Origin of the sequence: Desulfocurvus sp. (genome assembly GCF_023230885.1) — a bacterium.
Taxonomy (GTDB): Bacteria; Desulfobacterota; Desulfovibrionia; order Desulfovibrionales; family Desulfovibrionaceae; genus Desulfocurvus.
In genome coordinates this window covers 1-14,144 of record NZ_JALNWM010000010.1, presented here as the reverse complement: position 1 = coordinate 14,144, position 14,144 = coordinate 1, and the positions used below count along the sequence as shown (strand labels likewise).

Annotated in this window: 11 protein-coding genes; 4 read left to right on the top strand and 7 right to left on the bottom strand. The window is 73.0% G+C overall.

Translation table 11 applies throughout. The features are described from left to right. Positions 1-174 precede the first annotated feature (174 nt). Positions 175-1,680 carry an HD domain-containing protein gene (locus tag M0P34_RS01485; protein ID WP_291495598.1) on the top strand — a complete coding sequence of 502 codons (1,506 nt, stop codon included), beginning with the start codon at positions 175-177 and terminating at the stop codon, positions 1,678-1,680. 78 nt (positions 1,681-1,758) lie between these two features. On the opposite strand, the gene M0P34_RS01480 is transcribed toward M0P34_RS01485, so the two are convergent. The 4 genes from M0P34_RS01480 to M0P34_RS01465 form a co-directional block, all read right to left on the bottom strand. Further along, positions 1,759-2,859, bottom strand: coding sequence for a hypothetical protein (locus tag M0P34_RS01480; protein WP_291495596.1), 1,101 nt, complete (start codon positions 2,857-2,859; stop codon positions 1,759-1,761). Between the two features lie 61 nt (positions 2,860-2,920). Beyond that, positions 2,921-3,217: a cysteine-rich small domain-containing protein gene (locus tag M0P34_RS01475; RefSeq protein WP_291495594.1), complete on the bottom strand. Its 297-nt coding sequence runs from the start codon at positions 3,215-3,217 to the stop codon at positions 2,921-2,923. After that, on the bottom strand, positions 3,210-4,571 hold the full coding sequence (locus M0P34_RS01470) for a YhjD/YihY/BrkB family envelope integrity protein (RefSeq protein ID WP_291495592.1): 1,362 nt from the start codon (positions 4,569-4,571) through the stop codon (positions 3,210-3,212). The genes M0P34_RS01475 and M0P34_RS01470 overlap by 8 nt, the downstream gene beginning before the upstream one ends. Before the next feature lie 22 nt (positions 4,572-4,593). Next, entirely contained in the window at positions 4,594-5,148 is a 555-nt protein-coding gene (locus tag M0P34_RS01465) for an HD domain-containing protein (RefSeq protein ID WP_291495589.1), read from the bottom strand. 171 nt (positions 5,149-5,319) lie between these two features. On the opposite strand from M0P34_RS01465, the gene M0P34_RS01460 reads away from it, so the two are divergent. Further along, a complete protein-coding gene (locus tag M0P34_RS01460) occupies positions 5,320-6,648 on the top strand; it encodes a hypothetical protein (protein ID WP_291495587.1) in 1,329 nt (442 codons plus the stop codon). Between the two features lie 246 nt (positions 6,649-6,894). On the opposite strand, the gene M0P34_RS01455 is transcribed toward M0P34_RS01460, so the two are convergent. Continuing rightward, the gene (locus M0P34_RS01455) at positions 6,895-8,892 is read right to left on the bottom strand and encodes an ATP-binding protein (protein WP_291495585.1); all 1,998 of its coding nucleotides are present in this window, start codon (positions 8,890-8,892) and stop codon (positions 6,895-6,897) included. Further along, complete coding sequence (locus M0P34_RS01450; RefSeq protein WP_291495583.1) at positions 8,889-9,926, bottom strand: hypothetical protein; 1,038 nt, start codon at positions 9,924-9,926, stop codon at positions 8,889-8,891. Before M0P34_RS01450 ends, M0P34_RS01455 begins: the two co-directional genes overlap by 4 nt. A gap of 294 nt (positions 9,927-10,220) precedes the next feature. Between M0P34_RS01450 and M0P34_RS01445 the strand changes: the two genes are divergently transcribed. Next, positions 10,221-13,115 (top strand): insulinase family protein, encoded by a 2,895-nt coding sequence (locus M0P34_RS01445; RefSeq protein WP_291495581.1) that lies wholly within the window; start codon positions 10,221-10,223, stop codon positions 13,113-13,115. A 108-nt stretch (positions 13,116-13,223) separates the two neighbouring features. Here M0P34_RS01445 and M0P34_RS01440 read toward each other — a convergent pair whose 3' ends face one another. Continuing rightward, positions 13,224-13,874: a cyclase family protein gene (locus tag M0P34_RS01440; RefSeq protein WP_291495579.1), complete on the bottom strand. Its 651-nt coding sequence runs from the start codon at positions 13,872-13,874 to the stop codon at positions 13,224-13,226. Positions 13,875-13,967: 93 nt separating this feature from the next. On the opposite strand from M0P34_RS01440, the gene M0P34_RS01435 reads away from it, so the two are divergent. Then, positions 13,968-14,144: transcriptional repressor (locus M0P34_RS01435; protein ID WP_291495626.1), on the top strand; the 177-nt coding region annotated here is incomplete at its 3' end.

Below are 14,144 nucleotides of genomic sequence, written 5' to 3'. Positions count from 1 at the left end.
CATACGCCACTTGGCCTCAAAAAGCAAAGCCTCTGGGGGGCGGGAACGTTTCCCGGGCCCCGGCTGGACAAGGCGCGCGGAAGTGGATTACACAACCCGGATGCGGCGCCCCTGGCCGCCGCGCGGCCCCGCCCCGCCGGGGCCCGCCCCGCACGCACGGACGCCGGAGACCCGATGCACGACAAGACCATCCTGCTCGTTGACGACGAGGCCGCGCTGCTCGAAGTCAACCGCGAGGCCCTGATGGGCCTTGGCTGCGCGGTGAAGACCGCGGGCAACGGCGCCCAGGCGCTGGATGTCCTGGACCAGGGCGGGGTGGACCTCGTGGTCACCGACCTGCGCATGCCCCGCCTGGGCGGCCAGGAGATGCTCGAAGAAATGCGCGCCCGGGGCTGCGACGCCGAGGTCATCTTCCTCACGGGCTACGGCTCGGTGGAAAGCGCCGTGCGCTGCATCCAGCTCGGCGCCGCCGACTACCTGCTCAAGCCCTTCGGCATCCGCGACCTGCAAGACAAGGTGGCCAAGGTCCTGCGCGAGCGCGAGATGCGCCACGCCGCCCGGGGAGCGTCCCCGCGCAAGCCCGCCACCCCCGACCCCCAGGGGCTGGACCTCGTCCTGGACTTCACCCAGGCCCTGCGCCGCCAGCGCGACGTGCGCTCGGTGGTCAAGGAATTCCTGGTCCAGCTGCGCGAGGCGTTCCACCCCGACGCCATGAGCCTGTTCTTCGCCGACGGCGCGCGCGCCGACCTGGGCCGCGACGTGCACTGGGGCCCCCTGCTGCGCGACAACCGCCGCGTGCGCGACTGGTTCTCCTCCGTGGCCACCCGGCTCATGGACCGGCGCAGCCCCCGGCTGTTCGAGTCCCTGCCCGTGCATGGCGAGGGCCAGGGCGCGGTGTCGGCCATGCTCGCCCCGGTCCTGGACGGCCAGCGCCTGCTGGGCATGGCCCTGGTACTGCGCGACCACGCCGCCGGGCCCTACTCCCTGCCCGCGTTGCAGCTCCTGTCCGTGTTCGCGGCCCACGCGGCCTCGGCCCTGGACAACGTTGCCGTGCAATGCCGCCTCCAGGACATGAACCTGGAGATCATCACCTCCCATGTGCGCTCGGTGGAGGCCAAGGACGTATACACCAAGGGCCATTCCGAACGCGTGGGCGCCTATGCGGCCATGCTCGGCCGCGAGGTGGGCCTCGGCCCCGCAGACCTGGAGCTGCTCTCCTTCGCCGGGGTGCTGCACGACGTGGGCAAGATCGGCGTGCCCGACCGCATCCTCAACAAGCCCGGCCCGCTGAGCGCGGCGGAGTTCGAGGTCATGAAGCAGCACCCCGTCCTGGGCCGCGACATCCTGGCCGACCTGCGCTCCCTGCAGGGCGTCCTGCCCATCGTCTACCACCACCACGAATGGTACAACGGCCAGGGCTACCCCGACGGGCTGGCCGGCGACGCCATTCCCTTCCTGGCGCGCATCGTCAGCGTGGTGGACGGCTACGAGGCCATGACCTCCAGCCGCGCCTACCAGGCCGCGCGCAGCCCCCAGGAGGCCGCGGCCATCCTGCGCCAGGGCGCGGGCCAGCAGTGGGACGGGCGGCTGGTGGACGTGTGGTGCCGCATCGTGGCCACCCGCGACCTGGCGCGCATCGGCGCCCAGGCGTCCCTGTCGGTGACCCTGCCCCTGGCCTGAGGGCGCGGCCCGCGCCATGCGCGAAGGGCCGGGAGGCGCATGCCTCCCGGCCCTTCGGCGTTCTTGGGACGGGCGGACCTAGTCGCGCGCGGTGGGTTCGTAGCGCTGCATGGTCTCGGCCAGCTCCCGGCAGAGGGAGGCCAGGGCGCCCACGGCGTTGATGGCCTCGGGGTCCGCAGCCAGCCTGCGCGCAACCCAGGCCGCGATGTCCAGCACATCGGCGTCGGCCAGACCCGACCCCCCGGCGGGGCGGGCGCCGCGCAGAAGCTCGCGGCGCAGGGCCTCGCGCTCGTTGATGGCCGATTTGATCTCCAGGGACAGGGCGTCCAGCTCCCCTTCCGCCGCCCCGGCGGCCTCCAGGTCCGCATAGCGGGCGTAGGAGGCGTTCACCGTGCGCATGACCTGGAAATAGCGGTCCATGAGCCGCACCAGGTCCTCGCGGCTGGCGAAGGCCTGGAAGGTCCGGCCCGTGTCGCGCACCTGCGCGGCATAGATGTCGAACATCTCGCGCAGCTGCGCCGGGGCCAGGGGCCGCTCCTGGCTGCCGCCGGGCACGGCGAAGACGCGGGTCTGGGCGGCCCCGGCCCGGGCCAGGGCGTCCAGCAGGTCCTGGGCCAGCAGGTCGTAGGCCAGGCGCAGCACGATGGGCGACATGAGGTGGTCCAGGGCCTGCCTGCGGCCCGCGGGCGGGTTGTCGCGGTCCACGTCCAGGCCGCGCAGCTCCACGCCGTAGCGCATGTTCAGCTTGCGGAAGGTGACCGTGGTCAGGCCCGAGGAGCCCTGGTTCCCGTCGCTGCCCCCGGGCTGGTAGGCCCCGGCGAGGTAGGCGGCCAGGTCCTCGATGAAGTCCAGGGTCAGGACCTTGTCGGTGCGCGGGGCGGCGGCCTGCATGGTCACCGAGGGCGTGGGCGCGGGGCCCGGGTCGGGCGGCACGGGCGCGGCGGCCTGGGGCGGCGCGGCGGGCAGGGGCTCGGGCGCCGAGGGCGGCAGCGCGGGTTCGGGCACGGCGGAGTGCTCCTCGAGCTGCTCCCCGGCGGGGGCGGGAGGCTGGGCGCCCTTGTCCTGGGCCAGGAAAAAGTAGGCCGCCAGGGCCGCCCCGGCCAGCACAAGCAGCACTGCCAGGGCCTTGGCGGCGCCGCCTCCGGGGGCTTTCGGGGTCGGGGTGTGGTGCGTGTTCACGGATTTCCTCCGGGCCGGGGCCGGGCCCCGGGTCGATGTCGTCGTGTATGGCTTCGGTCGTCTAGTCCCGCGCGTCCGGCGCCCCGTCCGGCGGGGCCGGGCCTGCGGCCGCGCGGCGGGCGAACTCGCGGCGCAGGCGGGCCAGCACCGTGTCGTAGCCCCCGGGCCGATGGGGCAGGGTGCAGCCGGTGCAGTCCTTCACGCCGCCGCGAAAGGCCGGGCTGCCGCCGCAATCCTCCAGCCAGTAGAGCGGGCAGAAGCAGAACAGGCAGTTGAAGTCCGCGTCGTCGTCCACCGCGTGGCAGGGGAAATAGGCGCAGGCGGCGTTGCGAAAGAAGCGGTGGCTGTTCTCAGGCATCGGCGCTTCCATCGCCGCGGTGCGCGGCCCGGGCCCCGGGGTGCGGGTCGGGGCAGGTGCCCTGCTCGGCGCAGTGCCGGGCGAAGTGGGCCAAGGTCATGTTGTGCGGGCTGCCCTGGGCGGCGCCGAGCAGCCCGCCGAAGACCGGCTCCAGCGCCTCCAGCCGGGGCGCCAGGGCCCGGGGGCCGGTGTCCTGCCGGTAGCGCGACAGGGCCGTCATCACGTCCACCATGCGCACGGAATCCGGCGGGCGGGCCAGGGTATAGGCCGCGTCCCCGGCGTCGGGGTCGGCCACGGGCACCACGATGCCCGCCCGGGCCAGCATGTGCATCACGTCGCCCACCAGGCGCACCGGGGCGTCCAGCAGGCGGGCCAGTTCCGCGTTGCCCAGGCGCGGGCCGCCCTCCATGAACACGCGGGTCACCAGGGCCAGGGCCAGGGCCGCCAGCTTCTGGCGGTCGTCGTGGCTGTAGCCGTCCAGGGTCGACTCGCGGCGGTAGGTGCCGCTGTTCTGCACGGCAAAGCTGATCTCCGCGCCCAGGAGCACGATGGCCCAGCTGACGAACAGCCAGATGAGCAGCAGCGGCACCTGGGCGAAGCTGCCGTAGATGGCGTTGTAGTTGCGAAAGGATGCCTGGTAGGTGATGTAGGCCCACTGCACGGCCTGCCACAGGCTGCCCGCCAGCACGGCCCCCGCCGCCGCCGAGCCCAGGCGCACGCGGGTATTGGGGATGAAGACGTACACGAACAGGAGCGCCAGCCAGGTGCTGACGTAGGGCAGGGCCTTGAGCACGCCCAGCCACAGGGCGTGCAGCACCGAGACCTCCAGCAGCGTGCGGACCACGGTGGAGCTCTCCAGCGAGGCCGTGGCGCTGATGGCGATGAGGATAAGCAGCGGGCAGACCAGGATGACCGTCAGGTAGTCCGAGAACTTGCGCCACGGGGTACGCTGGGACTTGATGCCCCAGATGTGGTTCAGGGATTTCTCCACGCTGCCCAGCAGGGAGATCACGGTGAGAAAGAGCAGGCCCACGCCCACGGCGCCCAGGGTGCCGACGTTGGTGTTGTTGATGTAGCCGACGATGGCGGCCACGGTCTCCTCGCGCCCGGCGGTGACCTGCATGAGCAGGTCGCGGATGAAGTCCGAGTTCTGGATGCCGAAGCCCTTGGAGATGGAAAAGGCCACGGCCAGCAGCGGCACCAGGGACAGGGCCGTGGTGAAGGCCAGGGCCGAGGCCCACAGCAGGCACTGGTCGGCCACAAAGCCGTGGCCGACCGTGGCCGCCCAGCTCGCGGCGCGCGGGGCCAGGCCGCGCAGGGCGGCCAGCCCCCGGGGGGCGGGTGTCGGCGTCATGGCGCGTCTCCGGCGGGCGGGCTCAGGCCAGCCCCGTTTCCCCGGCCACCTGGGCCACGGCCGGGATGGCCAGCAGGAAGAAGTCGTCCAGGGTCATGCCCAGGCGCTCGCACTCGCGGATGCGCTCGCGGTTGACCGCGGCGGCGAACGCCTTGTCCTTCATCTTCTTCTTCAGCCCCTTGGGCGCCATGCCCTCCATGCGCGTGGGCCGGACCAGGGCCGCGGCGCTGATGAGCCCGGTGGCCGTCTCCGCCGCGCGCAGGGCGAAGTCGAAGGGATTGGCCGCCGCCACGCCGGTATACTCCTCGTTATGGGCCGCGATGGCCTGCAGGGCGTCGTCGGGCATCCGCCCGGCCAGCATGGCCGCGCCCTCCAGGCCGTGGCGCGCGGGATTGTCCCGGGTGGCGGGGTAGTCCAGGTCGTGCAGCAGGCCGGTCACACCCCACAGCTCGGGGTCGTGGCCCAGGCGCAGGGCCAGGGCGCGCATGATGGCCTCGGTCTGTATGGCGTGGTTGATCAGGTGCGGCTCGGGGCCCTGAGCCTTGACCAGCTCCAGAGCCTCGTCACGGTTGAGCATCCGGGGTGACCTCCCTGGCTGGGGTTGCGGGTTGGGGCCAGTATAAGCAAGGCGGGAAAAAGGGCAAATGCTTTGCGTCGCGCGCCTTGCGGGCGGGGCACGCTTCTTGCTCGCCCCCCTGCGGCGCCCGGTTTCGTGTCGAAAACCCGACGCCGCAACCCTGGCGGAGACATGACGCACATGGCCGTGAACCCCCTGCTTTTCACCCAGCCCGTGACGGGCGCCCGCGACCTCCTGGAGCGCTCCGGCGCCAGGGGCGTCGGCCTCGGGCTGCCGGGCGCCGGAGCCCAGGCCCTGCCCGGCGCGGGCCTGCGTTTCGCCGGGGCCCTGCGCGAGGCGCTGGCCAGCGGCGGCACCCAGGCCCTGGACCAGATGTCCCGGGCGTCCATGGGTTCGCAGTTCATGGCCCTCATGGAGGGCGGCGACGGCGCGGCCGACGCCCAGGGCCTCTCCGAGATGCACGCCCTGCTGGACGCCCTGGACGGCGGCCAGGCCGACCCGGGATCGGGATTCTCGTTCCTGCCCGGGGCCGGGCTGCCGGGCGCAGGCGGCGTGCAGGGGCTGATCCGCGCCCTGGGCGCCGCGGGGCTTTCGCCCGTGGGCCAGGGGGCCGGGGCGGCCCAGGCGCCGGGGCCGTGGGGCGCGACCGACGCGAAGCCCCTCGACGGCCTGCGGCGGGCGGGAGCCTCCGCTCCGGGCGGGCCGGACGGGGCGGCTGCGGGCGTTCGCGTGGGCGGCCCGGCGGCCCCGGCCCCGCAGGACGCCGGGGCCACCGGCGCCGCGCAGGCGGCCCGGGCCCGCCAGGCTTACGGCAGGGCCGCCGCCCAGGGCGCCGGGAAGGCGTCCGGAGCATCGGGGGTGGACATCCTCGGGCTGCTCTCGGCGCGCTTCGAGTCCGGCGGGGAGGCGGGCGCGGTGGGCTACGACCGCGTGGGCGGCACCTCCTACGGCAGCTACCAGATATCCTCGCGCGCCGGGACGTTCGACCGCTTCCTGGACTACCTCGACCAGGCCGCGCCGGACATCGCCGGACGCCTGCGCCAGGCGGGCCCGGCCAACACCGGCGGACGCACCGGCGCCATGCCCGACGCCTGGAAGGCCGTGGCCGCAGAGGATTCCGAGCGCTTCGCCCGGCTCCAGCACGACTTCATCGCCAAGACGCACTACCTGCCCGCCCTGCGCAAGATCGCCGACCGGACCGGGGTGGACCTCTCGGCCCGGCACCAGGCCCTGGCCCAGGTGCTGTGGAGCACCGCCGTGCAGCACGGCGCCAGCGGATCGGCGCGCATCTTCTCCGCCGCGATGCAGGCCCTGGGCGGCATGGCCCAGGGGCCGGATTTCGAACGCGGGCTGATCCGCGAGGTCTACGCCCTGCGCGCGGACCGCTTCGGCTCGTCGAACACGCGCGTGCAGCAGGCCGTGCGCGACCGCTTCGCCCGCGAGATGGGCGCGGCCCTGTCCATGCTCGACGGCGCCTCCATGCTGGACCACAGCGCCTGAGCGTGGAGTTGCAAGACGTTGTTCACACTCCACCCCAGCCGGGACAGGGGTGGTTTGTCCTGTAACGCTGAGTTATTCCTGAAATAATTCAGGTCCGAGCGGACACTCTCCCATAACTCCGCACCTGCGCGTCCTGCCCCTCGGGCGGGAATGGCCTCGCGGGCCGCGCCGGAACCCCCGGCGCGGCCCGCGCGCCTTTGCGCAAGGGGAGGAGCGCAGCGCCACGCGCGCCGCCACAGGCCCGGCCTAGGGCTCGTAGATCTCGGGACGCAGGGGCAGGCGGATGCGAAAGAGCGTGCCCTGGCCGGGCTCGCTATGCACCTCGATGGTCCCGCGGTGGTTCTCGGTGATGATGAAGTAGGACACCGACAGCCCGAGCCCCGTGCCCACGCCCGGCGCCTTGGTGGTGAAGAAGGGCTCGAAGATGCGCCTGCGCGCGGCCTCGGGAATTCCCGGGCCGTTGTCGCCCAACTCGATCACCGCGTGCTCGGCCTCGCGGCGCAGGCGCAGGGTCAGGGTCGGGGGCCTGTCGCCCATGTCGGCGGCGCTCATGGCCTGGGCCGAATTACGCAGCAGGTTCAGAAGCACCTGCTCGATCTCCGAGCCCACGCAGGGCGCCGGGGGCACACCGGGCTCATAGTCGCGCACGATGCGTATCTTCTTGAAATCGTAACTTTTCGTCAGGTCGTACTCGTTGCCCGCCAACACGAGGCTGCGGTCCAGGGCACCGGCCAGGTCCACGGGGCGCCTGCTGCCCGCCGAGCCGCGCGAGAAGTCGAGCATGTTGCGGATGATCTCCGCCGCGCGTTGCCCGGCCTCGCGGATGGATTCGACGATCTTGTCGACCTTGCGCAGGTCGAGGTAGGCCCGAAGGCCCTCGGGCGGACAGCCCGCCCGGGCCAGGGCCTCGCGGTTCATCTCCAGGCCCGGGTCCAGGCGGCGCTGGAGGTTCTGGGTCCCGGTGAGCACCCCGGCCAGGGGGTTGTTCAGCTCATGGGCCATGCCCGCCGCCAGCCCGCCCACGGACATCATCTTCTCGGTCTGGACCATCAACTCCTCCATGCGCACCCGCGCGGTGACATCGTCCAGGCGGATCACCGCGCCCACGGCCCCGTCGCCCCGCAGGGGAAAGATGAGAATATCCTCCTGGAAGGGCTGGTTGTCCTGGCGGAAACCCTGCTTGTCCAACCGCCTCGGGCGTCCTTCGGTCATGGCGGCGCGCATGGCGTCCAGGTGGCGGCCCAGCCGGGGCAGGGCCTGATCCACCGGGAGGGACACGGCCTGGGCCGCCGTGATGCCGGTGGTTTCGGCGGCGGTGCGGTTCCAGTGGGTCACGCGGCATTGGCGGTCCACGCCGATGACCACCGAGGGCATGGAGTCGAGGATGGCCCCGAAGGCGTCGCGGGCCTTTTGCAGCTCGCGCTGGGCGCGCACCCGCTCGGCCACCTCGGCGCTCAGGCGCTCGTTGGCCGCGTGCAGGGACCCGGCGCGCTCCTCCAGCTCCCGGGTGGCGTCGCGCAGGCTGGCGGCCATGTCCGCGAAGCTGCGCTCCAGGTGCCCGAGTTCGTCGGACCGGGCCGAGGGCGGGGGCACGCTGTCCCACCTGCCCTCGCCCACGGCCCGCGCCGCCGCGGACAGCCGCAGGACCGGCCCGACCACCGAACGCGACAGGCGCACGAACACCAGCCAGCCCAGCAGGGAAGCCGCCAGAAAGATGCCCCCGGCGCGGACCAGAAAGGCGTTGCGCGTAGCGTACATCTCGTCATGGTCCACCGAGGCCAGCAGCAGCCAGCCCCACTGCGGCAGGGCCCTGAAATGGGCCACGCGGCGCCGCCCGTCGAGCAGGCACTCCTGCGAACCCTGGGCGTCTGCCAGCATCTTTTCCAGGCAGCCCGGGGCCAGGGGCGCCTGCCGGTCCGAGGCGTCGTGCAGCACGGCGCGGCCCTCCAGGGTCAGCACCGTCAGCTGCCCGAAGCGCGTGGGGGCCTCGGCGCGAAACTCGGCCACCAGGTCGGCCTTGGCGCGCTCCACATACTCGCGCACCCCGGCCAGTCCGGTGGCCTCCAGCACGGCCCTGGCCTGGTCCACCTGCCGGACGCAGGCCGTCAGCTCGGAGGCCAGCAGCCTGTGGTTCAGGTCCAGGGCCAGGCTGTCGATGGTCAGCACGGCCGCTGCGGTGGTGGCCAGGGCGATGGCCGCGGCCAGGGCCAGTCCGGCCAGGCGGACGCGGCTGCGCAGGGTCACGGGGCGTCCCGGCCCAGGACGGTCGCCGTGCGCAACAGGGACAGGGGCAGCACCAGCCCCGCCGCCCGGGCCAGCTCGAGGTTGACGATGAGGTTCACGCGGCGGTTCTCCGTCATGGGGATGTCCGCCGGGCTTTCGCCGTCGAGCAGGCGCAGGGCCGTGGCGGCCATCCAGCGGCCCTGTTCCTCGGGCACCTTGGAGAAGGTGAACACGCTGTACGGCGCGAGGTAGGCGTCCAGGCTGCCCGTGGGCACGGCGGTGTGGGCGGCCAGGAATTCCCTGGCCCGGGCGTCGTCCCAGTTCGCGATGCCGCCGTTGCCGCCCAGCAGGATCATGTCGGCCTGCTCCTGGGCCTGCCGGAAGGCGGCGGGGAACTCGGCGAAATCGTGCAGCAGGAAGGTCGCCCAGCCGCGCGCAAGGCCCCGGGCCGCGTAGACCTCCAGGTTGGAGCGCTCGCTCACGGTGTCGGCGGCGATGACGGCCACCCGGGGGCCCCTGGCGAAGGGGCGCATCACGTCGAGGGCCTCGCGCAGCAGGCCGACCTCGACCATGCCCGTGACGTTGGGCGCCGGATAGCCGTAGGGCGAGGCGTCCCAGTTCACGCCGCAGAAGACCACCGGCGTCCGGCCGCCCCGCAGGAAGGGCACCACGAAATGCCGCTGGGCGTTGTCGTCCGAGGCCATGACCACATGGGGGCCCAGGGCGTCCATCTCGGCCTTGGCGCGCAGCCCGGCCTGGCGGGCGAACTCGGGGGAGGTGTCGCGCTTGGTGTCCATGTGGACCACATGCAGGGTGACGCCCGTGCCGTCGAGGACCTCCCGCACGCCGCGCACGATGCCGTCGGTCCAGGCGAAGCCCGGGGCGTAGGAGTCGACCCACAGGATGCGTTTGCCCGCGTAGGGCTGGTCCCTGGCCGCCGCAGGAGTGGCAGCCGGCAGGACTGCGGCCAGCAGGGCCAGGGCAGCTGCCAGGGCGCGGCGCGCGCCCGCCCAAAACGCCGAAGGCCCGCGGAGCCGGGTCGTGGTATCGGCCATTGCGTCCCTCCTTTCCGGGGGTATACCGGATTTCATATAGTACCCCGGCGCGTGGTCCGACGCAAGCGCGGGCCCCGAAAAGACGCTCCGCCCCCGCGCCCAAGGCCGCCGGACCGCCGCGCGGTCAAGGGTACGCGAGGATGCCCGCCGCCCCGCACCCAAGGCCGCCGGGGGCAGGAATTTTCCCGCCCGGGCCGCCCGCCCCGCCCCCCCGCGCGGGGGTTCATTTCCGGGGCGGGCTCATGTACAACCGGACCCTGGCCGACGCCACGCATTCAACCAACCGGAGGACGGATGGACACCATGTACGGATTCACGCTGCTGCGCGAGCAGGAGATTCCCGAGGCGGGCTGCACGGCCCGCCTGTACCGCCACGACAAGACCGGCGCCCAGCTCGCGTCCGTGGCCTGCCCCGACGAGAACAAGGTCTTCGGCGTGACCCTGCGCACCCCGCCCGCCGACTCCACGGGCGTGGCCCATATCCTGGAGCACTCGGTGCTGTGCGGCTCGCGGCGCTATCCGGTGAAGGAGCCCTTCGTGGAGCTGCTCAAGGGCTCCCTGCAAACCTTCCTCAACGCCTTCACCTATCCGGACAAGACCTGCTACCCCGTGGCCAGCACCAACCTCGCGGACTTCCGCAACCTGGTGGACGTGTACCTGGACGCGGTCTTCCACCCCCTGATCACCGAGGACATCTTCCGCCAGGAGGGCTGGCACCACGAGCTGGACGACCCCCAGGGGCCGCTCACGCGCAAGGGCGTGGTCTACAACGAGATGAAGGGCGCCTACTCCTCGCCCGACGGCGTGCTGCACGAGGCCTGCCAGCAGGCCCTGTTCCCCGACACGCCCTACGGCCTGGACTCGGGCGGCGACCCCGAGGTCATCCCCGCGCTGACCTACGAGGCATTCAAGGCCTTCCACGAAACCTACTACCACCCGGCCAACGCCCGCTTCTGGTTCTACGGCGACGACCCCGAGGCCGAACGGCTGCGGGTGCTGGGCGCCTTCCTGGACGAGTTCGGCCCCCGGGAAGTGGACTCCCGGGTGCCCGCCCAGGCGCCCCTGGCGGCCCCGCGCCGGGTGGAGAAGCCCTTCGACGCCGGAGACGACCCCAGCGGCATGGTGGTGCTCAACTGGCTGCTGCCCGAGGTCACCGACCGGCCCCTGGCCCTGGCCCTGGAGGTACTCGAAGAGCTGCTCACCGGCCTGCCGTCGTCGCCCCTGCGCCGCGCGCTCATGGAGTCGGGCCTGGGCGAGGATCTCGCGGGCACGGGCCTGGAGACGGAACTGCGCCAGATGTACTTCTCCATCGGCCTGCGGGGCGTGGAGCTGCGCGACGAGGCCGCCGTGCAGGCCCTGGTGCTGGAAACCCTGGAACGCCTGGCCGCCGGGGGCCCCACCCGGGACATGGTCGAGGCCGCGCTGAACACCGTGGAGTTCGACCTGCGCGAGAACAACACCGGGCGCTTCCCGCGCGGGCTGTCCATGATGCTGTCCAGCCTGACCAACTGGCTCTACGACGCCGACCCCTTCGAGCCGCTGGCCTTCGAGGCGCCGCTGGCGGCCCTCAAGGCGCGCCTTGACGCGGGCGAGCCTGTGTTCCAGGAGCTCATCCGCACCCACCTGCTGGGCAACCCGCACCGGGTGACGGTGGTTCTGCGGCCCGACCCCGGGCTGGCGGCCGCCCGCGAGGCCGACGAGGCCGCCGGACTGGCGGCCGAACTGGCCGACATGGACGAGGCCGCCCGGGCCGGGGTCATGGCCCGGGCCCGCGAGCTGGCCCGGCTCCAGGAAACCCCCGACAGCCCCGAGGCCCTGGCCGCCATCCCGCGCCTGGAGCTGTCCGACATCCCCGCGCGCGGCGCGGTCATTCCCTCGCGCCCCGGGGCCACCGCCGCGGCCATGACCCGGCTGCACGACATCCCGGCCCGGGGCATCGTCTACCTCGACGCCGGGCTGGACCTGACCTGCGTGCCCCAGCGGCTGCTGCCCCTGGTGCCGCTCTTCGGGCGCGCGCTGTTCGAGATGGGCACCACGCGCGAGGACTTCGCCGAACTGTCCATGCGCATCGCGCGCAAGACCGGCGGCATGGGCTCGGAGGTCTTCACCTCCACGGCCCTGGACGCCGCCGCGCCCGTGGCCCGGCTGTTCCTGCACGGCAAGGCCACTGCGGCCAACGCTCCGGAGATGCTGGACATCCTGCGCGACGTGCTGCTGGACGCCCGCTTCGACGACCGCGAGCGCTTCCGGCTCATGGTCGGCGAGGAAAAGGCGCGCATGGAGCAGTCCCTGGTGCCCTCGGGGCACGCTGTGGTCCTCTCGCGGCTGCGGGCCCGGGCCAGCCTTGCGGGCTGGGCCGCCGAGCGCATGGGCGGGCTGGAGGCCCTGGGCGCCGTGCGCGCCCTGGCCGCGGAAATCGACGCCGACTGGCCCGGGGTGCTGGCGCGGCTGGAGGAACTGCGCGGGCTGCTGGCGCGCGCGGGCAACATGGTGCTCAACGTCACCGGCGACGCGGCGGACCTGGCGGCCATCGAGGGCCCCCTGGCGGACTTCGCCGCCGCCCTGCCCGCGGGGGCGGCCCCGGCGGCGGCCTGGAGCCCGGAGCCCCTGCCCGAACGCGAGGGCCTGGCCATCCCGGCGCGGGTGAACTATGTGGGCAAGATCGTGGACCTGCGGGGCACGGGCTGGAGCTTCCACGGCGCGGACCTCGCGGCGGTGAAGTACGCGCGCATGGGCTACCTGTGGGAGAAGGTCCGCGTGCGCGGCGGGGCCTACGGGGCCTTCTGCGTGCTGGACCGCTTCGCGGGGTCCCTGGCCTTCGCCTCATACCGCGACCCGGCCCTGGCGGGCACCCTGGCGGCCTTCGACGGCACGGGCGCCTTCTTCAAGGCCCTGGACCTGTCCGCCGACGAGCTGGCCAAGGCCGTCATCGGCGCCGTGGGCGACGTGGACGCCCACCTGCTGCCCGACGCCCAGGGCCTCACCGCCCTGCTGCGCGAACTGACGGGCGACACGGACGAGCGCCGCCAGGCCATGCGCGAGGAGCTGCTTGGCGCCAGCGCGGCGGATTTCCGGGCCCTGGGCGAGCGCATGGACGCGGCCCTGGCCGGAGGGCAGGTGGTGGTCCTGGGATCGGCAGAGGCCATCGAGGCTTCGGGCCTGGGCTTCAGCGTGACCCGGGTCCTCTAGCCAACCGGCCCGGCCGACGCGCGACGCGAGGCCCGCGCGCACAGGGTGCGCGCGGGCCTTTTCATCCGGCGGCCACGGCGCGGGCCGCGCCGCCGCGCAGGGCGCGCGTCAGCCCGCGGCCCCCTCCAGCAGCACGGCGCGCACGGGGCTGGCCTCCACCCCGGGCAGGCGCAGGGGCAGGCAGACCAGCAGGTGGCGCCCCAACGGCGCCAGGGCCAGGGCCAGGCTCTCGACGATGAGCACCCCCGCGCCCATGAGGAGCGTATGCGCGGGGACGGCGGCGCCGTACGGGTCCGCCGAGGGACCGTCGATACCGAGCAGGGAGGCCCCGGCGTCCACGACGGCCCGGGCGGCCCCGGGGGACAGGGCCGTGAAGTCGGTGCGCATGGCCCCCGAGGCGTCGGCCAGGCCGCGCGCGGAGTTGTCCGTGCGCAGCAGCAGGGCCTCGCCGGGGCGGACGCCGCTGCGGCGCACCGCGTCCGCCCCCACCAGGGGGCCCGGCCCCGCTTCCGCCACCACCGCAGGCAGGACGAAGCGCTCCAGGCCGAAGGCGTCCAGCCGGGCGCCGTCGGGCAGCATGTGCCCCGGGGCGTCCACATGGGTGCCCGTGTGGGCGCTCAGGGTCAGGACGGAGGTATGCCAGCCCGAGGAGGCGAAGGTGTGCGCCGCGCCCACGGTCAGGCCCGGATCGCCGGGCCAGGGCGGGGTCGCCGGGCCGATGGGCAGGGTGATGTCGATGATGCGGGGCAAAGGGGACATGATGCCTCCCGGGGGGTTCACCTTGACAGAATGGCGCGGGACTGAATAAATGCCAAAAACTGCCAAAAACGTCACGCCAGCAAGAGAGGGGCCATGAAGGAGCCACAGGCCGTTTTCACCGACTTCCTGACCAGGAAGAACCTCAAGATGACGCCCCAGCGGCGGCTCATCCTGGATGTGTTCCTGGCCGAGGACGGCCATCTTGCGTCCGAGGACCTTTACAACAAGGTCAAGGCGCAGGACAAGTCCATCGGCCAGGCCACCGTGTAC

Bases quoted from the DNA above. Each gene is read 5' to 3' on its own strand.
- M0P34_RS01460 (WP_291495587.1), top strand. From the start codon at position 5,320: ATGACGCACATGGCCGTGAACCCCCTGCTTTTCACCCAGCCCGTGACG.
- M0P34_RS01475 (WP_291495594.1), bottom strand. From the start codon at position 3,217: ATGCCTGAGAACAGCCACCGCTTCTTTCGCAACGCCGCCTGCGCCTAT.
- M0P34_RS01470 (WP_291495592.1), bottom strand. From the start codon at position 4,571: ATGACGCCGACACCCGCCCCCCGGGGGCTGGCCGCCCTGCGCGGCCTG.
- M0P34_RS01445 (WP_291495581.1), top strand. From the start codon at position 10,221: ATGGACACCATGTACGGATTCACGCTGCTGCGCGAGCAGGAGATTCCC.
- M0P34_RS01485 (WP_291495598.1), top strand. From the start codon at position 175: ATGCACGACAAGACCATCCTGCTCGTTGACGACGAGGCCGCGCTGCTC.
- M0P34_RS01440 (WP_291495579.1), bottom strand. From the start codon at position 13,874: ATGTCCCCTTTGCCCCGCATCATCGACATCACCCTGCCCATCGGCCCG.
- M0P34_RS01465 (WP_291495589.1), bottom strand. From the start codon at position 5,148: ATGCTCAACCGTGACGAGGCTCTGGAGCTGGTCAAGGCTCAGGGCCCC.
- M0P34_RS01450 (WP_291495583.1), bottom strand. From the start codon at position 9,926: ATGGCCGATACCACGACCCGGCTCCGCGGGCCTTCGGCGTTTTGGGCG.